Source organism: Streptomyces nodosus (assembly GCF_008704995.1).
GTDB lineage: Bacteria > Actinomycetota > Actinomycetes > Streptomycetales > Streptomycetaceae > Streptomyces > Streptomyces nodosus.
This window is the reverse complement of record NZ_CP023747.1, coordinates 6,849,061-6,875,275: the sequence shown is the minus strand read 5'-3', so window position 1 is coordinate 6,875,275 and position 26,215 is coordinate 6,849,061. Positions and strand designations below refer to the sequence as shown.

The following is a 26,215-nucleotide window of genomic DNA, read 5'->3' as shown; positions in this document are numbered from 1 at the left end:
AGGTACGGGAAGGTCAGAGGGAGTAGCGGGTTTCGGCCAGGCGGTACAGGCGCCGCCAGACGAGACGGTTGAGCCCGACGACATACAGGCTCATCACCGCGACGCCGGCGATCAGCTGGGGATGGTCTCCGCTCTCGGTGGCCCTGGCGATATAGGCGCCCAGGCCGGTGGCGGTGAGGGTGGTGCCGCCGAAGACGACCACCTCGGAGACGATCGAGGCGTTCCAGGCTCCACCGGACGCGGTGATGCCGCCGGTGACGTAGGAGGGGAAGATCCCGGGGATGATCAGCCGTCTCCATCGCTGGAGTCCCCTGACGCCGAGGTCGTCCATGGCCTCGCGCAGATCGGTGGGGATGGCCATGGCGCCGGCGATGGTGTTGAAGAGGATGTACCACTGGGCGCCCAGTGCCATCAGCAGCGTGCCGCCGAGGTTGATGGACAGTCCGGTCCTCAGGAAGAACCACACCGCGAGCGGGAAGAGGAAGTTCGCCGGGAAGGACGCCAGCACCTGGACCACGGGCTGGGCGATGCGGGTCAGCCGGGGCGAGAAGCCGATCTTCACACCGATCGGCACCCAGATCACGGTCGCCACCGCCACCAGCAGCACCACGCGGGCGAAGGTGGCCAGGCCCAGCAGCAGCGGTTCGCCGAAGACACCCAGGCCGGTGCGGTCGTAGAGGTAGTGCCCGAGGTCGGTCAGACCCCACAGGATCAGCCCGCCCGCCCCCACGGCGAAGCACACGTCCCCGGCGCGCCGCCGCACCGGGTCGACGGCCAGCGGCCGGTCGTCGGTGCCGAACACCCGCCCGGCCCGGTTCAGCTGCCGTCCCAGCGGGCCCAGTGCCCGCCCCAGCAGCCGCGGCCAGTGCGAGCGGCGCAGGAAGTCCAGGACCACGGAGCGCTGGACCTCGTTCGCCTCGGACTGTTCGTTCTTGAACTTCTCCGCCCAGGCGGTCAGCGGGCGCCAGAACAGGAAGTTCACCCCGATGACCATCACCGCCATGGCGAGGATCGCCCAGCCGACCTTGCCCAGGTCTCCGTCGGCGATGGCGGCGCCGGCGTAGGAGCCGACGCCCGGCAGGGAGTACTGCTGGTTGTTGACGCTGATCGCCTCCGAGGCGACCAGGAAGAACCAGCCGCCGCCGAAGCTCATCATGCCGTTCCAGACCAGGCCGATCATCCCGGCGGGCAGCTCCACCTTCCAGAACCGCATCCACCGGGTGAAGCGGAACGAGCGTGACAGCTCGTCGAGTTCACGCGGCAGCGAGGTGAGAGAGGAGTAGAAACCGAAGGTCATGTTCCACGCCTGGGAGGTGAAGATAGCGAAGATCGACGCGCACTCCAGCCCCAGCATCGAGCCGGGGAACAGGGCGATGAACCCGGACACCGCCACGGTCAGAAAGCCCAGCACCGGCACCGACTGCAGGATGTCGAGGGCGGGGATCAGGATCCGCTCCAGCCGGCGGCTCTTGGCCGCGGCATAGGCGTAGCCGAAGGTGAAGGCGATCGACAGCGCCAGTGCGGCGAACATCCGCAGCAGGGAACGCGCCGCGTCGTAGGGCAGCTGCGACGGGTCCGTGTCGATGTGCACGTTCTGCCGGCTGTTGAAGGCGACCGTGGTGCCCTGGCCCACCCGGAGCACGACATAGAGCAGGACCAGGACCGCGGCGGCGACCGCCGCGTCCACCCAGGTGAGCTGCGACAGACGCCTGGGCGGCCCGGCCGCCACCGGGGTACGCGCCAACGCCTCGGCCGGCCTGGTGTCCGTACGGAACGACATCACGAAACCTCCACCCCCAGCCTGGGCAGGACGACACGGCCCGACCGCGACGGACACTCCGGCGGCGGAACAAAGTCACTCAGGCAGCATGGGAAAAACAGGTAAGGAAGGGATATGCGCACGGGCGGTCACCATCGCCTCACCGGGACCGGGGCCGTATCCGGCGCAAGAACGAGGGCCGATCGGCCCGGACGGGAAGAGTCAGCGCGTGCCCGGAAGGCAGCGTGGACTGGGAGGGTCTGCACCCATGGCTGCCTCCCCTTCGTGATGTGGCTCCGCCCCGGTCGTGCCGGGAGGCACGCGGGACCCGACTCCAAGAGTGTGCCCGTCATTGCGTCCATACGCAAATATCCAGGTCGCCGTGGTCCCATCACATCGCTCGCCGGCCGCCGACGGGCGGAGCCCGGCGTCCGCCCACCTGTCCCATCCTCGCGTCCGTATGCCGGACGGTTGCCCGACCTACCGCATCCGGCCCCGTACGCTGACCGGTGCAGCTGGTTCGCCCCGTCAGCCAGGCGGGAGCGTCGCAAGAGGGAACCCGGTGGGAATCCGGGACTGCCCCGCAGCGGTGAGCGGGAACGACCGCCGTCATACGCACTGGGCCCCGTGAGAAGGGCCTGGGAAGCGACGGCCACTAGGTGTCCTCTCGACGAGGACGCGCCCGCGAGTCCGAAGACCTGCCCGCTGACCGTGTGCGAACCACTCGTGCGCGGACATCCCGGTGACCTTCGAGGGCGGGTCGGCGTACGGACAGGACCGATGACCGTGTGCGTGTCGCACACGATCACGGTGTCCCGTTCGTCACCCCTTCGCGTTCTCGTCCCGTCCCCGGGATCTCAGGGATTCATCTCGCGAAGGAGATCTCCGTGACCATCAAGTCCGCAGACGCGGCAGCACGGGCCACCGTGTACGGCTACCCCCGGCAGGGCCCGGACCGGGAACTGAAGAAGGCGATCGAGGGCTACTGGAAGGGCCGCGTCACCGCCGACGCCCTGAAGGCCACCGCGGCCGGACTGCGCACCGACAACTGGCGGCAGCTCGCCGAGGCCGGCCTCCACGAGGTGCCGACCGGTGACTTCTCGTACTACGACCATGTCCTGGACACCACGGTCATGGTCGGCGCGATCCCCGAGCGCCACCGGGCCGCCGTCGAGGCGGACGCGCTGGACGGCTACTTCGCGATGGCGCGCGGCACCCAGGAGGTCGCGCCGCTGGAGATGACCAAGTGGTTCGACACCAACTACCACTATCTGGTCCCGGAGCTGGGCCCGGACACGGTGTTCACGGCGGACTCCGCCCGGCAGGTCGCAGAGCTGGCGGAGGCCCGCGCGCTGGGTCTTTCGGCCCGGCCGGTCCTCGTCGGCCCCGTCACCTATCTTCTGCTGGCCAAGCCCGCGCCCGGTGTGGCCGCCGACTTCGAGCCGCTCTCCCTTCTCGACCGGCTGCTGCCCGTGTACGCGGAGGTGCTGGCCGATCTGCGGGCGGCGGGCGCCGAGTGGGTACAGCTCGACGAGCCGGCCCTGGTGCAGGACCGCACCCCGGGCGAACTGGATGCCGCCGCGCGCGCCTACCAGGGCCTCGGCGCGCTCACCGAGCGGCCGAAGCTGCTGGTCGCCTCCTACTTCGACCGGCTGGGCGACGCCCTGCCGGTGCTCGCCAAGGCCCCGGTCGAGGGCCTCGCCCTGGACTTCACCGAGTCCGCCGCCGCCAACCTGGACGCGCTCGCCGCCGTCGGCGGGCTCCCCGGCAAGCGGCTGGTCGCCGGCATCGTCAACGGCCGCAACATCTGGGTCAACGACCTGGAGAAGTCCCTGTCCACGCTCGGCACCCTGCTGGGTCTGGCCGACCGGGTCGATGTGTCGGCCTCCTGCTCCTTGCTGCACGTCCCTCTCGACGCGAGCACCGAGCACGACATCGAGCCGCAGATCCGGCGCTGGCTCGCCTTCGCCCGGCAGAAGACCGACGAGATCGTCACCCTCGCCAAGGGCCTCTCCCACGGCACGGACGCCATCGCCGCCGAACTGTCGGCCAACCGGGCCGATCTGGCCTCCCGCGCCGACTCCCCCATCACCCACGACCCGGCCGTCCGGGCCCGCGCCGCGGCCGTCACCGACGCCGACGCGCGCCGCTCGCAGCCCTACGCCGAGCGCTCCGCCGCCCAGCGCGCCCACCTCGGCCTGCCGTTGCTGCCCACCACCACGATCGGCTCCTTCCCGCAGACCGGTGAGCTGCGCTCCGCCCGCGCCGACCTGCGCACCGGGCGCATCGGCACGCCCGAGTACGAGGAGCGCATCAAGGCCGAGATCCGGGAGGTCATCGCCTTCCAGGAGAAGACCGGGCTGGACGTGCTGGTGCACGGCGAGGCCGAGCGCAACGACATGGTCCAGTACTTCGCCGAGCAGCTCACCGGCTATCTCGCCACCCGGCACGGCTGGGTCCAGTCCTACGGCACCCGGTATGTGCGCCCGCCGGTCCTGGCCGGTGACATCTCACGGCCCGAGCCGATGACGGTGCGCTGGACGACCTACGCCCAGTCCCTGACGGACCGCCCGGTCAAGGGCATGCTCACCGGGCCGGTCACCATGCTCGCCTGGTCCTTCGTACGGGACGACCAGCCCCTGGCCGAGACCGCCCGCCAGGTGGCGCTCGCCCTGCGCGACGAGGTCGAGGACCTGGAGACGGCCGGGACCTCCGTGATCCAGGTCGACGAGCCCGCGCTGCGGGAGACCCTGCCGCTGCGCGCCGACGAGCGCGAGGCCTATCTCGCCTGGGCGACGGAGGCGTTCCGGCTCACCACCGGCGGGGTCCGTCCGGACACCCAGATCCACACCCATATGTGCTACGCCGAGTTCGGCGACATCGTGCGGGCCATCGACGACCTCGACGCCGATGTCATCAGCCTCGAGGCCGCCCGCTCGCATATGCAGGTCGCCCGCGAACTGGCCGCGCACGGCTACCCGCGCGAGGCCGGACCCGGTGTGTACGACATCCACTCCCCCCGGGTGCCCGGCAGCGAGGAGGCCGCCGAACTGCTGCGCACCGGTCTGGAGGCCATCCCCGCAGAGCGGCTGTGGGTCAACCCCGACTGCGGTCTGAAGACCCGCGGCTGGCCCGAGACCCGGGCCTCCCTGGAGAACCTGGTCGCCGCGGCCCGCACGGTCCGCGAGGAACTGTCCGCGTCCTGACCCGCACGGCCGTCGGGCGCCGGGGCGCATCATGCGCCCCGGCGCCCGACGCGTGACAAGGTACCGGGATCTCCCGGCGGACGGGACCGGAGCCTGCCGGCCAGGAGACCGGTGACCACCGAGGGACCGGTGCGGACCGAACCGGACAGGGCACCTGGACAACCGCCCGCGCGGGCGACGCCCCCGGCACCCGGCACCTCACAAGCGACCGGGATCTCCCGGGGACGACACACCGGCCCACCGGCCGGAAGACCGGTCACCGCCGGGAAACCGATACGGACCGAACGAGGCAGGGCACGCGGGCGACGGCCCGCGTGGGCGGCGCCCCGGTACCGGTACGGCCGAAAAGGGCGGGGCGCGCGTGGAGACGCGCGCCCCGCCCAAGGTTCGTACATGTCGGCCTCGGTACCCGGCCGCCCGGGGACCGGGACCGTCACGACCCTGTCGGCACCGGCCGCTGCGCCGGGCCGTCGTAGGAGGCCAGCGGGCGGATGAGGGCGTTGTGGGCGAGCTGTTCGGTGATGTGGGCGGTCCAGCCGGTGATGCGGCTCATCACGAAGATCGGTGTGAACGTCGGGGTGTCGAAGCCCATCAGGTGGTAGGCGAGCCCGGCCGGGTAGTCCAGGTTGGGGTGGATGCCCTTGCGGGCGAGCATCGCACGGCGCAGCGCCGCGTGCAGGGTGGCCAGCCGGGTCACCTCGGGGGAGGCGGCGCGGGCCACCAGGCGGTCGAGGGCCTGGCGGCGACGGCCCCGGTGTCGACGGCCGGGAACAGTCCGTCGAGATCGGCGCTGCCCAGCTCCGCGAGGTGCTCGGCGGACGCCAGGAAGCGGTCCTGCTCGGCCGGGGCGACGATCCCCTCGGTCAGGGTGCGGAACTTGCGGGCGTAGGCGGGGCGGTCGAAGGGACGGGCACCGGCCGGGTGGGCGTCGGCGACGGCGAGTTCGTCCTCGATCACCGTGCCGTCGTCCAGGGTGATCACCGCTCGGCCGCCGAAGGCACGGCGGTCGGCGTCGGGGTCGTGGTAGCGGCGGGTCCACTCCGGGTCCTCGACCGTGGTGATCTTCCGCCAGAGGTCGACGGTCTCGGGGCGCCGGGCGCGCTCGGGGGCGTAGGAGCGCTCATGGTGCCAGGTGCCGTCCTGGAGGGCGACGGCGAAGATGTACGGCACCGAGTGGTCGAGGGTCTCACGGCTGGCGGTGGGGTCGTACTTCTGCGGGTCGTTCGCGCCGGAGCCGATGACATGGTGGGTGTGATGGCTGGTGTGCAGGACGACGGAGCGCACCCGGTCGAGCGGGCCGGTCTTCTCCCGCATCCGGCGTGCCAGGTCGATGATCGCCTGGGCCTGGTACTCGGCGGAGTGCTCCTTGGTGTAGGTGTCGAGGATCGCGCGCCGGGGCTCGCCGGGCCCGGGCAGCAGCACGGTGTAGTCGGCCTCCGGGCCGTCGAGCATCCAGGCCAGGAAGCCGTCCTCGCCCTCGTAGACCGGGGACGGGGAGGTCTCGCCGCGCATCGCCCGGTCCACCGCCTCGATCGCGGCCTTGCCGGCGAAGGCGGGCGCGTAAGCCTTCCAGCTGGAGATCTCGCCCTTGCGGGACTGCCGGGTGGCGGTGGTGGTGTGCACCGCCTGCTGCACGGCCTGGTACACCGTCCCGGTCGGCAGCCGCAGCAGGGCGCCGAGGCCGCAGGCGGTGGCCGCGCTCAGGTGGGCCACATGGTCGATGCGGTGTTCGTGCAGGCAGATGCCCTTGACCAGGGCGACATGGATCTCGTAGGCGGCGACGATGCCGCGCAGCAGATCGGCGCCGGTGCGTCCGGTGTGCTGGGCGACGGCGAGCAGGGGCGGGATGTTGTCGCCGGGGTGGGAGTAGTCGGCCGCCAGATAGGTGTCGTGGAAGTCCAGTTCGCGCACGGCGGTGCCGTTGGCCCAGGCGGCCCACTCCGGGGAGACCCGGGTGCGGGTGCCGAAGACGGTGGCGCCGGGTCCGCCCGCCGGGTGGGCGGTGGCCTGGGCGCGGGCGACGGCGACCGGGCGGCGCAGCAGGGAGGCGACGGCGACCGAGGCGTTGTCGACGACCCGGTTGACGGCCATGGCGGCGCTGTCGACGTCCAGCTCCTCGGTGCCGGTGGCCACGGCCGCGAGTTTCCAGGCGAGCTGGTCCTCGCGGGGCAGCCGGTCGGCGCTGGGGTGGACTCGGACGCGGTGCTCGATCACGGGACTCCTCAGGATTTCGCACGATGCCGGACGGTGCCGACGGGGTACCGATGTGATCGAGACTGCCCCGTGGCCGCCCGTGGGGCCACCGCTCCCCGCTGCGGATTCCCTACAGCCCGGGGCTGCGAATCTGCGAATCCTGCGAAGACTGCGGATGATAATTTCGCAGATACGTCGCCGGTTCGGGTGTGCGGCCTCGGGCACGACCTGTGACCGCGTACGACCCGGGGCTGCGGGTACGGCGTGCGGCGGGACGGCACGAGGAGGTGCGCCATGGCCGGGAGAACGGCGGGCCGGAAGGTCTACGCCCATGCGAAGCTGCGTCGGCTGCGCCGCGAGCGCGGTATGAACCAGGTGGACATGGCCCGCGCGCTCGCCATCTCCACCAGCTACGCCAACCAGATCGAGCAGAGTCAACGTCCGCTGACCGCCCCGATCCTGCTGCGGATCGCCGAGGTCTTCGGCGTGGACGCGGAGTTCTTCTCGGAGGCCGAGGAGGACCGGCTCTCCGCCGATCTGCGGGCCGCGCTCGCCGACGAGGCCTGCGGGGTGCCGCTGCCGGCCACCGAGGAGATCGCCGAGGCGGCCCGCGACCACCCGGAAGTGGCGCGCGCCCTGGTCGCCCTGCACCGCCGCTACCGCGAGGCCGCGGAGCAGGCCGCCGCCCTCGCCTCGCCCGGCACGGGCCCCCTGCTGCCGCCCGGGGAACCGCACGACGAGGTGCGGGACTTCTTCTACGCCCATCACAACCACTTCGAGCCGCTGGACACCGAGGCCGAGCACGCCGTCGAGGCCTTGGAGCTGCGGCCGGGCCGGGCCGCCGACCCGCTCACCGCGCGGCTCGCCGGACGGCACGGGGTGCGGGTGGTCCAGGCCGCGCAGAGCCGCTCCGGTGACGCGCGCCGCTTCGACCCGGACACGGGGCTGCTGTTTCTGTCCCCGTGGCTCAGCGACGGCCAGCGCGCCTTCCAGCTCGCCACCCAGCTGGCCCTGCTGGAGCACGGTCCGCTGCTCGGGCAGCTCGCCGACAGCGCGACGGAGCTCACCTCCCCGGAGTCGGCGGCGCTGGCCCGGATCGGCCTGGCGAACTACTTCGCGGGCGCCCTGTTGATGCCGTACACCGCCTTCCACACCGCCGCCGAGGACGTGCGCTACGACATCGAGCTGCTGTCCGCCCGCTTCGGCGTCGGCTTCGAGACCGTCTGCCACCGGCTGAGCACCCTGCAACGGACCGGCCGGCGGGGCGTGCCCTTCTCGTTCCTCCGGGTCGACCGGGCCGGCAACATCTCCAAACGGCAGTCCGCGACCGACTTCCACTTCTCACGGCTGGGCGGCACCTGCCCGCTGTGGACGGTGTACGAGGCGTTCTCGGCGCCGGGCCGCATCCTCACCCAGGTGGCCGAGATGCCGGACGGCAAGCGGTACTTCTGGATCGCGCGGACCATCACCCGGGGTGGTTTCGGGCACCAGGCGCCGCGTGCCGAGTTCGCCCTGGCGCTCGGCTGCGAACTGCGCCACGCGCACCGGCTGGTCTACGCCCAGGGCATCGCGCTGGACGATCCCCGTGCGGCCACCCCGATCGGTCTGGGCTGCCGGATCTGCGAACGCCGCGACTGTGCCCAGCGAGCCCGTCCCCCGGCCGGCGGACGGCTCTCCATCGACCCCGACCGCCGTACCTATGTGCCGTATCCGGTGGAGACCCACGGCCCTTGACCGCGAAGGGGACGACGGCGGCACCGGCCGCCGTCCGGAGGAACGACCGCGACCGATGGAGGAACGACCGCGTGACCAGCCGTGTCACTCTCATCTCGCCCGCCACGAGCCCCTCGCTGCGGCGGGCCCGCTTCGACGACGGGGACTCGATCGACGCCGGCGGTGCGGCGCGGGCCCGTGCGGCGGCGGGCGCCCTGCGCGAGGCCGGCCGGGTGCTGGTCTCCCCTACCGTGCGCTGCCGGGAGACGGCGGGGGCCCTCGGCCTGGACGCCGTGGAGGCGCGGGAACTGACGGGTCTGGAGGTCGGCCGCTGGCGGGGCCGGACCCTGGACGAGGTCGCCGCCGCGGAACCGGAGGCGGTGGCCCGCTGGCTCGCCGACCCGGCCGCCGCCCCGCACGGCGGGGAGTCGGTGCAGGACATCTGTGGCCGGGTCGCGCGATGGCTGGACGCCTCGGCCCCGGCGCAGGGGCACACGCTCGCCGTGGTGGAACCGGAGGTCGTGCGGGCCGCGGTGGTCCATGTGCTGGGCGCGGGCACGCCGGCGTTCTGGCGCCTCGATGTGCCGCCGCTGACCGCGACCGAGCTGACCGGACGGGTCGGCCGCTGGAATCTGCGGCTCGGCCGCCCCCTGGACGCGCCGGGGACCGGTCGCTGACCCGGAGGCGCACGGGCCGTCGCGGGCGGGCCGGTGGGCGTGGCTCGCCGGCACCCGGGGCAACAGAAGAGGGCCCCGTGCGCTTCCGCGTCCGGGGCCCTCTCGTGTCTCGGGTCGCGTCAGCTCGATGCGGCGACCGCCCGGCCCGCGGCGGCTGTCGCCGGCCTGGGGTTCAGCAGCCGCTCGGCCGCCTCACCGAAGAGCAGGCCGAAGGCGCCCCACAGTGTGATCTGCGTGGCCAGGGCGGAGAGCCGGAACCGCCACAGCAGGGCGGCCGGGAAGTCCTTCGGCACCTCGTTGACGGTCGGCAGGAAGGCGTACGCCAGACCGATCACCACCAGGAAGCCGGCCGCCGCGGCGACGCTGGCGTACCAGGTGCCCAGCCGGGGTGCGAGCTGCTTGCCCACCAGGGTGGCGGCGATCGCGAGCAGCACGCTGAGCACCATCATCAGGAAGTACAGGGTGGTCCGCTTGCCGATGGTGTCGGGCTCGCCGACCGACGGCGGGTTGGCCGGGTACTTCAGGAACGGCACGACATAAACGGCCAGCAGCGCGCAGCCGGACAGCAGCAGCGCGGTCGCCCGCGCGGTGAAGCGGCCGACACGGCCGAGCGCGAAGCAGTAGGCGAGAGCGGCGATGCCGCCGAAGGCGACCCCGTAGACCAGCACACCGGTGGCCAGACCGGCGGTGGACTGCAGGGAGCGGGAGACGACCTCGACCTCGTGCTCATGGCCGTGTGCGTGGGCCTCCTCGAAACCGATGGCACTGTCGACGCTCGGTTCGCCCAGGAAGTAGGCGACGATCAGGGCGAGCACACCGGCGGCCAGGCCGGCGAGCATGCCCCGCACAAGGAGGTTTCTTACCGTTGCGGAGTTCATGGGCGCGGCGTCCTCCGGATCAGTGGCAGGGGAAGCCGAGCAGGTGGCGGGCGTCGTGCACCCATTCGTGCACGTCCGTGCCGCTGAACACGGAGGTGGCGCCCTGTTCGGCGCCGACGAAGTACAGCAGGACCAGCATCAGGATGCCGAAGAAGACGGCCCAGGGAGCTATCGCCTTCAGCGGCAGCGTGGCGGGAACGACGGGGGTGGTGGCTGTCGGCTGGGCGACGGTCTGCGCCATGGCAGGACCTCCTCTGGGAGTTCGCGTCCCATCTCGGTGGTGCACAGGACGACGGCCACGGGTCTGACTCACGAACCACCCCGCCGCACGGGGTGCTCGTACACAGTGGCGCGACCGTGCCGGACTTTCACCGGCTTCCGTCTCGCCGTCGTCGATTTCGAGGAGACGGTACCGCGTGTCGGGTGCATGGCCAAGACCGTCCTCGGCTGCCGTGATCTTCTTCTCGCACCAGGTGACCGGGGGGCGTCGTCGCCGGGCCGGGATGCCTCACTCGGAGTACCTCCGGCGTGGAATACGCGGGGCTGCCCGCCCGTTGGGGTCGGCTGTGATCGAGTGGATCCGGGGCACGGCAGGACGACGAGCACGGAGGGATCGGGACCGATGGGCGACGGCACGAGCACGGGCGGCGGGAACAGGCTGAAGGCGAGCGTGGGGCGGTACGGCATCTGGAGTCTGGGACTGCGCTCGGAGGACCCCGCCCGGCGCGGCGAACTGGCCGAGGCCGCCGCCGAACTGGAGGAACTCGGCTTCGGGGCGGTCTGGCTGGGCGGCAGCAGCGGCGTGGAGCACGCGGTTCCGCTCCTCGGGGCGACCTCACGTCTCGTCGTGGCGACCGGCATCCAGAGCATCTGGCAGTACGAGGCGGCCGAGACCGCGGCACGCTTCGACGCGCTGGAGACGTCGCATCCCGGGCGCTTTCTGCTCGGCCTGGGTGTGAGCCACGCCCGGCTGACGGACCGCTATCGCCGCCCGTACTCGGCCATGGTCGAGTACCTCGACGCGCTCGACGCCGCCGGGGTGCCCGCCGAAAGCCGTGTCCTGGCGGCGCTCGGCCCGAAGATGCTGGAGCTGTCCCGGGACCGGGCCGCCGGTGCGCACCCGTATCTGGTGACGCCAGAGCACACCACCCTGGCCCGGGGGATCCTGGGCGACGCCCCGCTGCTGGCTCCGGAGGCCAAGGTGGTCCTGGACACGGACCCGGAGCGGGCACGGGCGACGGCCCGTCAGGCCCTCGCCCTCTATCTGACGCTGCCGAACTACACCAACATGTTCCTCCGGTTCGGGTTCACCGAGGACGACCTCACGAACGGGGGCAGCGACCAGTTGATCGACGCGCTGTTCGCCTGGGGCGACGAGCAGCGGATCCGGGAGCGGATCGAGGCCTTCCATGCGGCGGGCGCGGACCATGTGGCGCTCCAGTTGGTCGACGACGGCCCCCGTGACGCGCTCCCCCGGGCCGCCTGGCGCCGTCTGGCGGAGCTGCTGCGCTGACGGGCGACCGGCGTTGTCAGTGCCCCGGCCTACGGTGGCAACCGACCGCCCAGGTTCCCTCACAAGAACGGGAGATCCCATGACGACCCTGCCCGACCGGCCGCACACCGCGCTGCTCGTCATCGACGTCCAGAACGGGGTGGTGGAGCACTGCCACGACCTCGACGGTGTGGTCACCAACATCAGCACCCTGATCGACCGGGCTCGCGCGCAGGACGTGCCCGTGGTGTGGGTGCAGCACTCCGACGCCGAGCTGGAACGGGGCAGCGAGTCCTGGCAGTTCGTGCCGAAGCTGGTCCGCCGTGCGGAGGAGCCGGTCGTCCACAAGCGCTACACGGACTCCTTCGAGGACACCGATCTGGGGTCGGTGCTCGCCGAGCGCGGGGTGGGCCGGCTCGTCGTCACGGGCGCCCAGACCGACGCCTGCATCCGCTCGACCCTCCATGGGGCTTTCGTACGCGGCTATGACGTCACTCTGGTCGGCGACGCGCACACCACGGAGGACCTCACCGCGTACGGTGCGCCCGCACCGGAGCAGGTGATCGCGCACACCAATCTCTACTGGGGGGAGCAGCGCGCACCGGGGCGCCGCGGGGGGACCGTCACCACGGCGGAGGTGTCCTTCGCGGCGCGCGACGGGGGCTGAGCGGCCGGGGGTACGGCGGACCGGTGATGACTACCCGGCCCCGGTGGATCCGTCGGCAGGGTGCTCGGGCAGCGTCTGCTCGGTCCAGATGCACTTGCCGTTGGGGATCTGGCGGGTGCCCCAGCGTTGGCTGAGCGCGGCGACGAGCTGGAGTCCTCGGCCGCCCTCGTCGGTCTCGCCGGCCCGGCGGATGCGCGGCGTGGTGAGACTGCCGTCCGAGACCTCACAGGTGAGGGTGCGGCTGCGGAGCAGTCGGATCTGCACCGGGCCCTTGGCGTGGCGGACCACATTGCCGACCAGTTCGCTGGCGATCAGTTCGGTGGTCGTCACCAGTTCGTCGAGGTGCCAGTCGGCGAGCCGGGCGCGGACGTGCTCCCGCGCCCGTCCCGCCGCGAGCGGGCCCTCGGGGAGGGTCCACACCGCCACGTCCTCCTGCGGCAGGGCGTGCAGCCGGGCGACGAGCAGCGCGGCGTCGTCGCTGATGTGTTCCTGATGGGGCAGCAGGGCGGAGACCAGGGAATCGCAGAGGGCTTCGAGGCGGTCCGTCTCGTCCTTGCCCCCGGCCGTCGTGGAGGCCGAGGGCGCGGCGGCCGGGTCCCGGGCGAGGAGTCCGGACAGCTCGGCGACGCCCCGGTCGATGTCGCGCTCGGCCGACTCCACCACACCGTCGGTGTACATGACCAGCAGACTGCCCTCGGGGAGCCTCATCTCGGTGGTCTCGAAGGGGGGCGCGGCCGCGCCGAGGGGCGGGTTGACGGCCGTGTCCAGCAGGTGCACCGAGCCGTCGGGGCGCACCACCACCGGCGGGGGATGTCCGGCGCAGGCCAGCGTGCACAGGCCGCTGACCGGGTCGTACAGGGCGTACAGACAGGTGGCGTAGAAGTCGTCGCCGAGGTCGCCGACCACGTCGTCGAGGTGGGTGAAGAGTTCGTCGGGCGCCAGTTCCAGTCCGGCCAGGGTGTGCACGGCGGTGCGCAGCCGTCCCATGGCGGCGGCCTCGGGGAGTCCATGACCCATGACGTCGCCGATGACCAGGGCCACCCGGTCGGCGGAGAGCGGGATGACGTCGTACCAGTCGCCGCCCAGCGTGCCGGCTCCCGCCGGGAGGTAGCGCGCGGCGGTGGCCACGGCTGGCAGGGACGGCAGGGCGCGCGGCAGCAGACCGCGTTGGAGCTGCTGGGCACGGCCGTGCTCGGCGTCGTAGAGCCGGGCGCTCGCCAGCGCCTGGGCGATCATCCCGCTGAGGGCGATGATCAGGGTTCGCTCCTCGCCGGTGAGCCGGCGGGGCTGGTCGAAGGAGACGACACAGGCGCCGACCGGCCGGCCGGAGACGAGGAGGGGAAGGAAGGCCCAGGCTTTCTTGCCTCCCTTGAGCGAGAAGTCGGCCGACAGGGGGTACTCCTTGCGGAAGTGCTCCGGGGAGGTGACGAACCTGGGGGTGCCGTCCCGCAGGGCGTCCAGCAGGGGATGGTCCTTCAGGACGTCCCGGCTGGCGAGCAGCTCGAAGAATCTGTCGGGGTAGCCGATCGCCCTGACCGCTCTGATCCGGTCTCCGTCCAGGGCGTGCAGCGCCAGGCCGCTGGCACCGAACAGGGGCAGCACCCGGTCGGCGGCCGCGGAGACCACGTCCTCGACGGTCAGGGCCTCGGCGAGCGCCTCCGTCAGCCGGCCGATCAGCAGGGCGCGCTCGGTCGCCCGCCGCTCCGCGACCTCGTACTCCTCCTGCTGCCGCCGCTCGTCGGTGACATCGGTGAAGTAGAAGGTCAGTACGTCGGGTACCGGGATCAGCCGCACATGGTACCGGCGTCCGTCGGAGGGCAGCTGCACCTCCAGGTCGACCGGGGTGCGGTCGGCCGCCGCGCGACGGCAGTTCTCCTCGAGACCGGGCAACCGGGCTGCCGGAAGGTCCCACAGCACGTGTCCCACGGTGTCCTCGGCGGTACCGAGCACCTGCTCGGCCCGTTCATTGACATACAGCACCCGCCAGTCCGGGCCGACGGCGAAGAAGCCGTCGGTCATATGGCGCAGGGCATGGCCCACCGATTCCAGGCCCGTATGGGACTCGCTGGTCTCCCACAGCCGCCCGACGACCCGGTCCGGTTCGCCGTCACCGCGGGGAAGCGGGCACATGCGCGACTCCACCCAGCGCACCGTGCCGTCCGGGCGGATCACCCGGTATTTGATGCCGCGCTCGGCCCTCTCCCGCAGCCCCTCGTCGATCTGGGCCACCACGCCCGGGAGGTCCTCGGGGTGGACCAGTGCCCGCCAGGTCTCGACCCGCTCGTCGAAGACCCCGGGGGCGAGGCCGACGATGTCCTCCATCGCCTCGTCGAAGACGACCTTGCCGGTGCGGAGGTCCCACCACCAGGCCCCCACCTTGACCGCGTCGCGGGCCTGCTGCACCGGGGAGCGGCTCGGCTGCGGCTCCCCTTCGGGCCCGGGACGGGAGTCCGGTGACCGTGCGGCGGCCCAGCGGGCGACGGCTTCCAGGAGGGCCCACTGTCCCGGGGTCGGCGGGCGCGGTCCCGCCGTGAGCACGGACAGCACCCCGGGCGCCTTCCCGGAGGCAGGGAACGGCACGGCCGCCACACCGGTGCGGTCGGGCAGGCCGCCCGGTCCCAGCGGAGGCACGGGGAGCCATACCGGAGCGCCGTCGCGCAGCGCCCGGACGGGCGGGGTATCCGCATCGAGGCGGATGTCCCGCCATGCGTCGAGGGCGTCCTGCGGCAGTCCGACGGTCTCCACCAGGCGCAGCCCCGGGACGGCCCCGCCCGCGGACCGGTGCACCATGCCGCCCAGCCCGCCGAGGCCTGCCACCGCCTGCTCCAGCGCGAGCCGCAGGGCCTCCGCCCCGCACAGGCCCTGGCCGGCACGGTCCAGGAGCCGTATCCGGTCCGCCACCCAGGGCTCCTCCATGGCTGCCTTCTCCACCGTGACGTCTCCGCCGCCCAGCCAGGCGCGCACATCGGACAAAAATGCCATGCCTCATCTATGGGGATCATTTTAATCTCATGGCGCTCATATGCCTCGCGCGTCCCACCCCCACGGCGGGCCAGCCAGGCCGCCGCCGCCCGGCACCGCCTCATCACGCGGGGCACGGCCCCGCTCCCCGTTTCTGACCTGAAATACTAGGCAGTATCATCTTTGGGGCAGCACCCTGGAACACGCGCACCGGACACCTACCTGACGGAAGAAGGACCTGGATGGCAGTCGCGGACGGCGTCGAAATCGACCATGCCAAGCGCCGCATTCTGGATGCCGCGGCCGAGGCGTTCATGGAGCAGGGTTTCGGTGTCGCCATCGATGACATCGCCGAAAGCGTCGGGGCCACCAAGGGCTTGATCTACTACCACTTCCGTTCGAAATTCGATATTTTCCTGGCCGCGTACGAGCACGGTATGCGCACCGTCCGGGAACAGGTGGAGCCGCTGGCCCGGGCCACCGGGAGCGGGCGGGAGAGACTCATCGCGATGTCCACGCAGCACGTCATGAATCTCATGACGAATCTCGCGTATCACCATGTCGTTCATCTCGGAGTACGCGAACAGTCCTCGACCGCGTTGAAGCCGCGTCAGCGAAAGGCGCTGGACACGCTCAATGTGCTGCGGGCCGAGTACGAGAACCTTTTCCTCCAGGTCGTCGAGGACGGTATCGCCGACGGCACCGTCCGTCCCGTGCGCGCGAAACTGGCCGCGCGGACTCTGCTGTGCAGCCTCAATGCCGTCGACATGTGGTTCCACCGGATCGAGGGACAGTCCCCGGAGGACCTGCGGCAGCTCGCCGACGAGGTCGTGGACATCGTGGTCGGAGGGCTGCTCCTCGATCCGGTGCGCTGAGACCACGGCGCCCGAGTACCGATCGCCCGCCCGGGGCACCGACGGGGACGTCCAGGTGGTCTGTCGTGGTGACGTGCCGGCTGAACCTGTGCTCCAGTCCGTCCATGAGCATCAGTGCGAGACGGGCACCATGGCGTCGGCCGCGTCCTCACTGCGGACGGCGTTCGCGAGCAGCGGGGTGAGGAGCACGCCGACGACCGAGCAGGCGATGACGACCCAGAGCCCTGCGCCGGGGTTCCCGGTCGCGTCCTCGGCCAGGCCGAAGGCATAGGGGCCGAGGAATCCGCCCAGGAGCCCGATGGTGTTGATGAACGCGAGTCCGGCGGCGGCGACCAGGCCCGACATCCTCGCCATGGCCACGGACCAGAACAGCGGCAGAGTCCCGCAGACGAAGATCATGGACACCGCTATCAGCAGGATCTGGACCGCCGGGGACGACGAGACCACGAAAACCGCCGCCGTCACCGCTGTTGCGGCCGCGAGGATCCCGATGAGCGCCACCTCACTGCGGAATCGCCGGTGCACGACCGGCACCAGGAGCACTCCGATGGTCGCGCCGATCCCGGAGCTGCCCGACACCAGGCCGATGAGGAACGAACCGTGGATGTTCAAGTCCTCCACGATGGAAGGCAGGTTGAAGACGATGCCGACGTTCGTGATCTGGTTGAGCAGATAGATCAGCGCGATGACGACGATGAAGGGGCGGGCGAAGGCCTTCTTCATATTGCCCTTGAGCCGGTTCTCGTGCCGGGAGCCGTCACCGGTGGCGCGGGCGGACAGGATGTCGGCTTCCTCGGACGTCAGCCACCTGGCGTCGTGGGGAGCCTCCGGCAAGGTGAACCAGACCAGAATGCCGACCAGCATGGTCACCAGGCCCTCGATCAGGAACATCCACTGCCAGCCGTGCAGCCCGAGAGCGCTGTCGAGCTCCATCAGCGCGCCGCCCATCGGGTTGCCGACGATCAGGGCGACGGTCGGGGCCAGATAGATGAATCCGACCACGGTGGCGCGGTCCTTCTGGGAGAACCACAGAGTGACCATGTACATCAGGGTCGGATAGAGGCCCGCCTCGGCCATGCCGAGGAAGAAGCGCAGCACATAGAACGACCATTCACCCTGGACGAACATCATGGCCGCCGAGAGTGCACCCCAGGTGAGGGCGATCCGTGCGATCCAGCGTCTTGCGCCGATTCTGTGCATGGCCAGGCTGCTCGGCACCTCGAGGAAGGCGTAGCTGACGAAGAAGATGCCGGCGCCCAGTCCGAAGGCGGTGACGCTGATACCCACGTCGGCCTGCAGATGAGTCTTGGCGAGCGCGACGTTGACGCGGTCGACATAGGCCATGAAATAGGCGGCGAGCATGACTGGCAGAAGCCTGATCAGGGCCTTGCGAGTGGCGCGCGCATGGAACGCATCCGCTGCCGAAGAGACCGAATCGATAGCCATCGAAGCCCTTCCATCGAGGTTGAGGTGCTCGTGACGTGCGTGGGGCGCGCTCGAGGTGGTGGCGATGTGTCACCTCGGTACGGCAACGGCATCCCTGCTGTTCCAAAGACGCTTGGTGCGAGGACGGGGCCCTGCGCTTGTCCCGCCTGAAGCTGTCGTCGCGTCAGACGGAGAGGCCGTGTCGGGCGAGCAGCTTCGGTACGGCGTGGACGGCGCCGATCCCCGTCGAGCCCACCTGTATCGCGCAGCCGAACACGACGTCCTCGACCTCATGCCCGTCGGCCCCCGCCCGCCCCGGCGAGCCGGTGATCGCATGGGCGGCCGGCTGCCGGCTGCCGGCTGCCGGCCCGAGGTGCCATGGAACGAGCCGCGGTATGCCTTGCCGACCGGCGTTCCAGCGGTGGAGACGATGACGGCCTCTCTCATGGCGCCGCTCCCGACTCGGTCCCGGCGATGGCCGCATACCGGTTCGTCTGGTCGAACGCGGACGCGGTGATCACGGGATCGCTCATGTCGCTGATCTCGGCCCACCGTTCGGCGACGGCTTCGGGCGAGCGGTCGCCCTCGGGGAGATACACCCCGGCGGACTCCGTCATCCGCGCAACGGCGAAGACTCCGGCGCCGGCGGCGAGAATGGTCTTGGTGGGGGCCTGTTCACTGACGAGGAACAAGGCGCCCGGTGCGATCGACTCCGGGGTGAGCAGATCGAGAATCCGGTCGTCGATCAAGCCCTCGGTCATCCGGGTGGCGGCGGTCGGGGCGAGCGCGTTGACATGAATGCCCTTTCGCTCGCCCTCGATCGCCAGCACGTTCATCAGGCCGACCAGTCCGGACTTCGCCGCGCCATAGTTGGACTGGCCGAAATTGCCGTAGATCCCCGAGGCGGACGTCGTCATCAGGACTCTGCCGTAGCGCCGTTCCACCATGTGCGGCCAGACCGCCTTGGTGCAGTGGACGGAGCCCATCAGATGCACGTCCACGACCTGACGGACGTGATCCAGCTGCATCTTCGCGAAAGACTTGTCGCGCAGGATTCCGGCATTGTTGATGAGGATGTCGACGCGGCCCCACCGTCTCAGGGTCTCGTCGATCATGTTCTCGACGGCTTCCGCATCGGTGACATCGCAGAGATGGGCGAACGCCTCACCACCGGCGGCCCGGATGCCGGCCGCGACCTCCGCCGCCGCGCTCCGCCCGGCGGACATCCCGCCCGGCTGCCCCATGTCGTTGACGACCACCTTGACCCCGCGCTCGGCGAGGGCCACGGCGTATGCCCGCCCCAGCCCGCCGCCCGCGCCGGTCACCACTGCGACCTGGCCTTCGAAGTCCATCCCGCTCCTTCATACTACGGAGTATCATGATGGCCAGGGCGTGAATGGGGTGTCAACGGTCATTTTCCAGATCGATCCCGGCCCGGCCTTCGACGGAGGTCGGTGGGGAGAGAGTGAGGCCGCGTCCCACCGGCCGTGCCGGGCCCCCGACGGTCCCGGCAAAGCATCAGGGGCGGCTCCGGATTTCTCCGGAACCGCCCCTGATCCGCGCCGCGTCGGCGCCCGGCCGTACGGACGGCGGGCCGCCCCCCCCCCAGGACCGTTTGTGACGATCCGTGGGTGCGACCCGCGTGTCCGTGCGCCGGCCGAAGCCTGGGTCAGCCCACCTGGGCCGCGCCCGCGTTCCGCACCTCGGACAGCGCCTTCTTGATGACGACCTTGGCGAAGTAGCCGGAACCGAACAGGATGCACTGGATGACGTACCAGAACTTCTCGGCACCGGTCATCTCGACCAGCCCGTACTCGCTCAGCGCCTTCTTCACCGGAACCTTCTGGAGATAGGCGGCACCGAAATAGATGCAGCCCAGGACGTACCAGAACTTCTCCCAGGAGGTGCTGGTGCCCTGACCGAGGTACTGCCGTTCTGCCATGGAACTCTCTGCCTTCCGAAGTACATATGGAGCCGGGGGAACGCGCCGATCCGGACCCTTGCAAGCAACCTCGGGGCAGCGGTCAGGCAAAGGCGCCGACGTCTGCGGGCATGCTCGAGCACGAAATGGTATGGCGTTGATGATGCGCACTTGTTCACGGTGCCGATCGTCACGACGACCGGTTTCCCCCCCGGACGCGCAAGCTGGAGTGTAGAGGCAACAGACATCGATCTTCCACTCCGCTGTGCGAAGTTAATGCAACTGTTCGGTCTCGGACCTGCATGAATCCAGGGAGCCGACATGGCGGAGCCCGGGAGTCGTATCCAGCTCCCGGGCCCCTGGGGATGCCACCCAATTGCGCACGCCGGCGGCGTTTAAGAGGACGGATCAGTCATCATGCCTTCGTGTTCTACCTTTGAACTACCGCACCAGGTGAGAGGTGCAGGCGAGAGTTGAACTCGCATCCGATGGCGTTCGTCCGGCCTCGGTCGATCCGGCGATCGGCGGCCATGCTGAGACTGGAGCGAGAGTCTGAGATTGACCGCGGCTGCCTCTGCCGTGTTGGGCTACCCCGGCCCGATGGTGGTGCCGTGCCGGGGGAAGGACTCGAACCTTCACTGTCACCGTGTCTTCAGGCTGAACTTCAGTGTCAGCTTGCGCTCATCGCGCGCACCGGTCCTCAGTCCGGTCCGCGCCTGTCGCGCACCCCCGCGCTCGCACGCGGGGGCGATCGTGGATGCTACCGGCCGGCGTCAGCCGAACAGGTAGCCGAACACCGCGTCGCCGATCCGCTGGTCGGTGACCTCGGCACCGTTGGCCTCCTCACGGGCGAACTTCACGGCCTGCTGGAGTTTCTCCACCCGCTCCACCAACTCGTTCACCCGCCGCGCCGGGAGTGCTCCGGAGAACTTCACGGTCGTCCAGTAGCCGATGGGCACGTCCTCGTAGTACACCTCGACCTGCGCCGGGTGTTTGTCGGTCGCCTCCGCCTTGACGTGGTTGCGGGGAACCTTCTTGGTGCGGATCGTGCGCACCGGGTCCGTCTTCCACCAGTCCGTGGAAGGGTCGTGGGACCAGGACTCGGCGGCGTCGAGGGTCGGCAGCTTCTTGACGAACGTGTGCAGGTCGGTGAGCTGCTTCTCCAGGAACAGCAGATAGCTGACCGGGACAGCGGCGAGGACCGTGCGGCCGTCGACCGTGATGTCCGCACGGGCCGTGCAGTTCGCCCAGTCCTTGGTGGCGGTCACATCGAACAGCCGGGTGAGCGACCCGGACATCTCCCGCAGCACGTCCTCGGCCTGCACCTGTACCCGGGTGGACTCGGGCGGCAACTGCTCGCCCTCCTCGTCCTTGGGCTGGTACGAACGCGAGATACCGGCCAGCAGCGCCGGCTTCTGCACCTTGTGGTGCGCCGCGGTGATGTCCTGGAGCGACTTGCTCTTGACACCCTTTTCGACAGCGATGATCTGGTTCAGCTTCGCCACTTCGGTCCCCCTTCGAACAGGCAGGAACGTACCTCACCGAGGTGAACACCCGCACTCGCTTTTCACCCCCGCCCCACAGTTCCGCCGAGGGACCCGTCAGGTTCATCCAGCCGCAGAGGAAGGCTGCGGCACGGTCAACGGGCCGCTGTGTCCTGTGCGGCCATGAGCTTGTCCACGGCCGCCGCGACCGCATCGGGGTCGGAGATCATCGTCAGATGCCGGGCGCCCGGGATGAGAGTCGGGGGTGGTGCGCCGATACGCCGCGCGGTCTGCTCCGGCGTCTGCCGGCTGAACACATCGTCCTGTGCCCCGAACACCACGGCCTTGGGCAGGTCCAGCGCGGCGAGCCGCGCCACCCGGCCGGCGGGCAGGCCCGGCACTCCTTCGCCCAGCATGCTCCACAGCGCGCCCTCCGCGCCGGGCACCTGGAGCGGGCGCCGCCATTGATCCACACCAGCGGCGTCCAGAGGCGGGCAGGCAGGCCCGCACTGCGCGTCGTACAGACTCCGGATCAGGCCGTCGCCACTGATTCCGAGTCGCAGCAGGCTGGTGCGGTAGGGGTCGAGCAGTACGTACTTCAGGCCCGACGGTGGACCGGCGCCCGTGTCGAGGGCGTCACCGTCGAGCAGCATCACACCCCCCGTGCGGCCGGGAGCGCGCAGCGCGGCCTCGGTGACCACGGCGGCTCCGCTGGAGTGCCCCACCAGCAGCGGACGTGCGCCGGGCCCTCCGAGGTCCATGGCGTCCAGGAAGCCCAGCAACTGGCGGGTGAAATGGTCGACGTCGTACGGGCCGCGGCGCTCGCTGTATCCGTCACCGGTCAGGTCGAGGGCGTACACCCGGTGATGGCGGGCGAGCAACGGGGCCAGCCGCGACCAGGTGTCGACGGTCTCGAAGGCGCCGTGCACCAGTACGACCGGAGAGCCCGTAGTGCCCCAGGTCTGGTAGCGCGTCCGGACGTCGCCGGCCTGGACGTAGCTGAGCCCCGGCGGGGGCGTGGCGCGTCCGGCGGTGAAGCCGTTGTAGGTGAACGAGGCCGCCGTGACGACCACCAAGGCGACGATGCAGCCCAGCGCGACGCGACGCAGCCACCGCCCCGCCCGTGAACGGCGCGGCCGAGCCGCACGATCGGCGAATGGCGATGGCGCAGTGGATGCCGACTGGGCATCCCCCGCTCCGCGGAGATCAGCTGTCACACGTCACAGGATCGCCCACGGCAGGACCGCTGTCCTCCTTCGCAGGGAGTCATGATGACTACTCCGCCGGGCGTAGGGGGACGCGCACCGCCCTCTGTTCGAGCCGAGAGTCACGGTCCGCGGCCGGGCCGTGCAGGGCCCGGCCCGGTGTCCGGTCAGGGGATGCGGGCCACAGCCGCGTAGATGCCGCTCTCCTCCGGAGCGGGCGGCTCCTGGCCGGCGCCGTACCACTCGGTGGCGGTGACCAGGCCGGGCGGCACCAGCTCCAGTCCGTCGAAGAAGCGGGCCACCTCCTCCCGGGTACGGAAGCCGAGGCGGATGCCGCCCTTCGCGTACTGGGCGATCACCTGCTCCGCCAGCTCGGGGAAGATGTCGATCGCGGCGTGCGAGAGGACCAGGTGGCTGCCTGACGGAAGGGCGTCGATCAGTCCCCGGACGATGCCATGGGCGTCCTGGTCGTCCGGGATGAAGTGCATCAGGGCGATCAGCGACAGGGCGATCGGCTGGTCGAAGTCCAGCACCTGCCGGGCGTGCCGCACGATCTCGTCGGGTTCGCGCACATCGGCCTGGATGTAGTCCGTGGCGCCCTCGGGGCAGCTGACCAGCAGCGCCTCCGCGTGCCGCAGCACGATCGGGTCGTTGTCGGCGTAGACGATCCGCGCGGTGGGCACGGCCCGCTGCACGATCTGGTGGAGGTTCGGCTCGGTCGGGATGCCGGTGCCGATGTCGAGGAACTGGTCGACGCCCTGAGCGGCGAGATAGGCCGCCGCCCGGTGCATGAACGCACGGTTCTGCCGTGCCGCGTCCCGCGCTTCGGGCGGTAGCGTCTCGCCGACCGCCTCGTCGACGGGGTAGTTGTCCTTGCCGCCCAGCAGCCAGTCATAGACCCGCGCGGGGTGGGCCCGGCTGGTGTCGATGTGAGAGAGCTGGGAATGGTCCGTCGTCATGGCAGACTCCGTCATCCGGGAGGTGAAGCTCCGCCGCCTTTCGATCATCGTACTCGGTCACGTTCCGGTCCAGATGCCGGACGGGACAACGGCGACGCAGGCCCGGCGCCCCGACCGCGCTCCGCCCGCGGGCCGGAACTCCCCATCCACCGAAGGCCCTTCGGGATCCGTCGCAGTCCGAGGACTCCGGTCTCCTCTCCTCTCGAGCCCAACTGGTGTGATCCGGCGGCTCACTTACTCACGTCGGGTTGAGTATGCGCGCTCATGTCCGGGACACCCTCGCGCGGCGAACATCGGTGCAGCGGCGCGGTCCAGTGGCGCCGATCCGATCCAGTACTGAGATCCAGTGCTGAGACAGTTACGGAGAATCCCATGTCCCGACGTATCGCTCTGTCCGTGGCCACCGGTGTTGTCGTCCTCGGTGGTGCCGGTGCCTTTGCCCTCGCCCACGCCGAGGAGCAGTCCCCGGCCCTGGCACACAGCAGTGCCCGCTACACCGCTCCCGGCAAGGACCGTGACGGCTCGCTGGACTTCGTCACCGATGTCACGGCGTCCTCCGGTGTCCAGAGCGTGAAGGTGCTGGCCTGGCCGCAGAAGTCGTCCCTCGCCGAGAAGGGGCTGACCGCGAAGGAGATGGCCGCCGCGGAGGCGGCCGTCTGCACGCCCTCCGGGCAGAACACCGTGCGCTGCTCCTACACCGTCGAGGTCACCGCGGCTGACGCCGAGGAGTCCCCGCGCGGTGCCTGGCACGTCGCCGTTCTGGCCACCGCCAAGGACGGCACCACCACCCTGGACACCGAGGCGGCCGGCTTCACCGTCCGATGAACCGCACACCCATATGACCGTGCCGGCCTGCCACGGCCGGCACGGTCTCACTTCGGCGAGCTCCGGCCGCAGGGGCGCCGGCACCGGCGGTGTGGGCGGTGAAGCAGGCGGGTCAGATCTCCAGGGTGGCCTCGATGCGCTTGAGCGAGTGGCGCGCGAGAGCCAGGTTGCCGCGGGACCGGTCGAGTGCGAGGTAGAGGAACAGGCTTCCCTGGCTGCTGGCCAGCGGGCGTATGAGGTGGTACTGCTCGCCGAGGGTGATCAGGATGTCCTCGATCGAGTCATTCATGCCGAGGGTGCTCAAGGTCCGCGTCTTGGCACGCACGACCTCCGTGTTTCCCGCGGCGGCGACTTCCAGGTCCAGTCCATGGCCACCGCCGAGCGTGCCCAGCGACATGCCGCTCTCGTAATCGACCACGGCGACGCCGATCGCGCCCTCGATCGCCATGGCTTCCTTGAGTGCGGTCTCGATGCTCATGTCCGTGCCCTTCGTGCTGAGTGACGCGGCGCTGAGGCCGTGTCAGAAAAAGTCCGCCAGACAACCTGTTCTGGAACGTCTGGCTTAAACTACTGTGTTTTCTGGCCGGATGTGAAGGGTTTGTGAAAGGGTGCTGGTGTCGTCAGTCGAAGACTCCTTGCGTCGCCTGCTCGAAGTGCCGGGAGTCACAGGCGCCGCCCTCGTCGACGCGGTGACCGGACTGAGCTACGGCCGGTCCGGCACAGGGGAGATGGACGCTGCCGAGTGCAGTCGACTTGTCGCGTTCGTCGGCGACCGGCTCCACCTGGCCGGAGCACAAGGGGAGCTGGAGAGCATGGTCATCACGGGTACCCGGCATCAGCTCGTCCTCAGGGCGCTGCCCCGGCGGGGCGACCCTCTGCTGCTGATGGCGGCGTTGGAACGCGACCAGGCCAATCTGGCCCTGGTGCTGCGCCAGTTGGACCTCTATGCGGAGGGGGCGGCGGGATGAACACCCGCACCGACGGTCCGCGCAATGTCCCCGCCCTGCTCAACACGCTGTACGACGAAGGCCGCACCGGCACGGTCGTCATCTCCGGCACACCCGGCGGCAGGATCCATCTGCGCGCCGGCCGGATCGTCGCCGTGGAGACCCCTGGCGCACCGAGTGTCGAGTCTCTGCTGCGTACGTCCGGTCGTATCGACGATGCCGCCTGGAGGTCCGCCTGCGCGGCCGACGGTGGGACTGAGGGCGGGGTCGGCGTCGAGCTTCAGGCGCGTGGCCTGCTGGCACCGGAGGAGTTCGAGATCGCCTGCACCGCGGCTGTGTTCGACGGTGCCTTCGCCCTCGCGCTCAGTCCTCCCGGGCACTGGGACGTGACGGAGGCGGTCTCGACGGCGGTCGTCGGACCGGCCTTCGAACCGCAGCTCCTCGCGGCCGAGACCTCGCGGCGGCTGCTGCTCCTGAGCCGGCTGTGGGGATCGCCCGCCGAGTTCGCCCGCACCCGGATCCGCCCGGTCGCGGACCGGCCCTCCTCCGTCCCGTCCCGCTATGCGGCGCTGCTGACAGCCGCCAACGGCCGCCGCACCCCGCGGGACATCGCGTTCGCGTTGGGGCGGGGGACCTACGCGGTCATGCTGGACCTGGCCCGGATGGCCGAACTGGAGCTGCTGCACCATGTGAAGCCCGCCACGGCCGGCCGTCCGAGCACCGCACCGCGCCGGCCCACGCTCCGGACCCACCACCTCCCGACTCCCACCGACCGCCCGCTGCCCCGGCGCAGTCCCGGAACACATCGCCCGCACCGAACGGACAGCGAGTGAGTCCCGACCCCGGGCTGAACACCACTCCGCTCGCCCCGCCCCCGCTCACCGTCCGTCGGCCGGGCGCCGGCACCGCGCTGCCGAGCCCGCCGGACGACCTCGCGGACCACCAACCCGATCTGCTCCTCCTGCGCCGGGTTCACGCGGGCCTCAAAGCCCTGTCCTGACCCGATCGCGCATGTGCAACAGCAGTTC

General features: G+C 70.6%; 22 protein-coding genes, 1 pseudogene and 2 riboswitches. Of the genes and pseudogenes, 10 read left to right on the top strand and 13 right to left on the bottom strand.

Annotated elements, in window-relative coordinates; all coding sequences use genetic code 11:
• Positions 1-13: 13 nt before the first annotated feature.
• Entirely contained in the window at positions 14-1,780 is a 1,767-nt protein-coding gene (locus CP978_RS30520; RefSeq protein WP_052454390.1) for an ABC transporter permease, read from the bottom strand.
• 478 nt (positions 1,781-2,258) lie between these two features.
• Positions 2,259-2,479, top strand: a riboswitch (cobalamin riboswitch).
• A gap of 167 nt (positions 2,480-2,646) precedes the next feature.
• On the opposite strand from CP978_RS30520, the gene metE reads away from it, so the two are divergent.
• Positions 2,647-4,965 (top strand): 5-methyltetrahydropteroyltriglutamate--homocysteine S-methyltransferase, encoded by a 2,319-nt coding sequence (gene metE, locus CP978_RS30515; protein ID WP_043446221.1) that lies wholly within the window; start codon positions 2,647-2,649, stop codon positions 4,963-4,965.
• Between the two features lie 433 nt (positions 4,966-5,398).
• Here metE and CP978_RS30510 read toward each other — a convergent pair.
• Together CP978_RS30510 and CP978_RS30505 are read right to left on the bottom strand one after the other, a co-directional pair.
• Positions 5,399-5,749 (bottom strand): annotated as a pseudogene (locus CP978_RS30510) (citrate/2-methylcitrate synthase); the annotation flags it as partial.
• Complete coding sequence (locus CP978_RS30505) at positions 5,659-7,179, bottom strand: MmgE/PrpD family protein (protein WP_043446216.1); 1,521 nt, start codon at positions 7,177-7,179, stop codon at positions 5,659-5,661. The pseudogene CP978_RS30510 and the gene CP978_RS30505, both read right to left, overlap by 91 nt.
• Positions 7,180-7,452: 273 nt before the next feature.
• Between CP978_RS30505 and CP978_RS30500 the strand changes: the two genes are divergently transcribed.
• On the top strand, positions 7,453-8,892 hold the full coding sequence (locus tag CP978_RS30500; RefSeq protein WP_043446213.1) for a short-chain fatty acyl-CoA regulator family protein: 1,440 nt from the start codon (positions 7,453-7,455) through the stop codon (positions 8,890-8,892).
• 71 nt (positions 8,893-8,963) lie between these two features.
• The gene (locus CP978_RS30495) at positions 8,964-9,548 is read left to right on the top strand and encodes a histidine phosphatase family protein (protein WP_043446210.1); all 585 of its coding nucleotides are present in this window, start codon (positions 8,964-8,966) and stop codon (positions 9,546-9,548) included.
• Between the two features lie 119 nt (positions 9,549-9,667).
• On the opposite strand, the gene CP978_RS30490 is transcribed toward CP978_RS30495, so the two are convergent.
• The gene (locus tag CP978_RS30490; RefSeq protein ID WP_043446207.1) at positions 9,668-10,426 is read right to left on the bottom strand and encodes a CbtA family protein; all 759 of its coding nucleotides are present in this window, start codon (positions 10,424-10,426) and stop codon (positions 9,668-9,670) included.
• Between the two features lie 19 nt (positions 10,427-10,445).
• Positions 10,446-10,667, bottom strand: a complete 222-nt coding sequence (locus tag CP978_RS30485) for a CbtB domain-containing protein (protein ID WP_043446203.1) — start codon at positions 10,665-10,667, stop codon at positions 10,446-10,448.
• 35 nt (positions 10,668-10,702) lie between these two features.
• Positions 10,703-10,858, bottom strand: a riboswitch (cobalamin riboswitch).
• Between the two features lie 190 nt (positions 10,859-11,048).
• Between CP978_RS30485 and CP978_RS30480 the strand changes: the two genes are divergently transcribed.
• Positions 11,049-11,939 carry an LLM class F420-dependent oxidoreductase gene (locus CP978_RS30480; RefSeq protein WP_052454389.1) on the top strand — a complete coding sequence of 297 codons (891 nt, stop codon included), beginning with the start codon at positions 11,049-11,051 and terminating at the stop codon, positions 11,937-11,939.
• A 79-nt stretch (positions 11,940-12,018) separates the two neighbouring features.
• Entirely contained in the window at positions 12,019-12,585 is a 567-nt protein-coding gene (locus CP978_RS30475) for a cysteine hydrolase family protein (protein WP_043446199.1), read from the top strand.
• Between the two features lie 30 nt (positions 12,586-12,615).
• Here CP978_RS30475 and CP978_RS30470 read toward each other — a convergent pair whose 3' ends face one another.
• Positions 12,616-15,567, bottom strand: a complete 2,952-nt coding sequence (locus CP978_RS30470) for a SpoIIE family protein phosphatase (protein WP_227745517.1) — start codon at positions 15,565-15,567, stop codon at positions 12,616-12,618.
• Positions 15,568-15,788: 221 nt separating this feature from the next.
• Between CP978_RS30470 and CP978_RS30465 the strand changes: the two genes are divergently transcribed.
• Positions 15,789-16,421: a TetR/AcrR family transcriptional regulator gene (locus CP978_RS30465; protein ID WP_043446196.1), complete on the top strand. Its 633-nt coding sequence runs from the start codon at positions 15,789-15,791 to the stop codon at positions 16,419-16,421.
• Positions 16,422-16,532: 111 nt separating this feature from the next.
• Here CP978_RS30465 and CP978_RS30460 read toward each other — a convergent pair whose 3' ends face one another.
• The 6 genes from CP978_RS30460 to CP978_RS30430 form a co-directional block, all read right to left on the bottom strand.
• The gene (locus tag CP978_RS30460; RefSeq protein ID WP_227745516.1) at positions 16,533-17,783 is read right to left on the bottom strand and encodes an MFS transporter; all 1,251 of its coding nucleotides are present in this window, start codon (positions 17,781-17,783) and stop codon (positions 16,533-16,535) included.
• Between the two features lie 506 nt (positions 17,784-18,289).
• Positions 18,290-19,198, bottom strand: a complete 909-nt coding sequence (locus tag CP978_RS30450) for an SDR family NAD(P)-dependent oxidoreductase (RefSeq protein ID WP_043446190.1) — start codon at positions 19,196-19,198, stop codon at positions 18,290-18,292.
• 317 nt (positions 19,199-19,515) lie between these two features.
• Entirely contained in the window at positions 19,516-19,788 is a 273-nt protein-coding gene (locus tag CP978_RS30445; protein WP_043446187.1) for a hypothetical protein, read from the bottom strand.
• A 752-nt stretch (positions 19,789-20,540) separates the two neighbouring features.
• Complete coding sequence (locus CP978_RS30440) at positions 20,541-21,272, bottom strand: DUF7873 family protein (RefSeq protein WP_043446184.1); 732 nt, start codon at positions 21,270-21,272, stop codon at positions 20,541-20,543.
• Between the two features lie 134 nt (positions 21,273-21,406).
• Positions 21,407-22,324, bottom strand: coding sequence for an alpha/beta fold hydrolase (locus tag CP978_RS30435; RefSeq protein WP_207312869.1), 918 nt, complete (start codon positions 22,322-22,324; stop codon positions 21,407-21,409).
• Positions 22,325-22,623: 299 nt separating this feature from the next.
• Positions 22,624-23,415, bottom strand: coding sequence for an SAM-dependent methyltransferase (locus tag CP978_RS30430; RefSeq protein ID WP_043446181.1), 792 nt, complete (start codon positions 23,413-23,415; stop codon positions 22,624-22,626).
• A 372-nt stretch (positions 23,416-23,787) separates the two neighbouring features.
• On the opposite strand from CP978_RS30430, the gene CP978_RS30425 reads away from it, so the two are divergent.
• Positions 23,788-24,240, top strand: coding sequence for a DUF5707 domain-containing protein (locus tag CP978_RS30425; protein WP_043446177.1), 453 nt, complete (start codon positions 23,788-23,790; stop codon positions 24,238-24,240).
• Positions 24,241-24,352: 112 nt separating this feature from the next.
• Here the strand turns inward: CP978_RS30425 and CP978_RS30420 are convergent, their stop codons facing one another.
• Positions 24,353-24,718, bottom strand: a complete 366-nt coding sequence (locus tag CP978_RS30420) for a hypothetical protein (RefSeq protein ID WP_043446174.1) — start codon at positions 24,716-24,718, stop codon at positions 24,353-24,355.
• A 175-nt stretch (positions 24,719-24,893) separates the two neighbouring features.
• Here CP978_RS30420 and CP978_RS30415 point away from each other — a divergent pair, with 175 nt between their 5' ends.
• The 3 genes from CP978_RS30415 to CP978_RS35080 are packed head-to-tail and all read left to right on the top strand — an operon-like array spanning position 24,894 to position 26,187.
• Positions 24,894-25,208 (top strand): hypothetical protein, encoded by a 315-nt coding sequence (locus tag CP978_RS30415; protein ID WP_227745515.1) that lies wholly within the window; start codon positions 24,894-24,896, stop codon positions 25,206-25,208.
• On the top strand, positions 25,205-26,020 hold the full coding sequence (locus CP978_RS30410; RefSeq protein WP_043446171.1) for a DUF4388 domain-containing protein: 816 nt from the start codon (positions 25,205-25,207) through the stop codon (positions 26,018-26,020). The genes CP978_RS30415 and CP978_RS30410 overlap by 4 nt, the downstream gene beginning before the upstream one ends.
• The gene (locus tag CP978_RS35080; RefSeq protein ID WP_158508367.1) at positions 26,017-26,187 is read left to right on the top strand and encodes a hypothetical protein; all 171 of its coding nucleotides are present in this window, start codon (positions 26,017-26,019) and stop codon (positions 26,185-26,187) included. Before CP978_RS30410 ends, CP978_RS35080 begins: the two co-directional genes overlap by 4 nt.
• Positions 26,188-26,215: the final 28 nt, after the last annotated feature.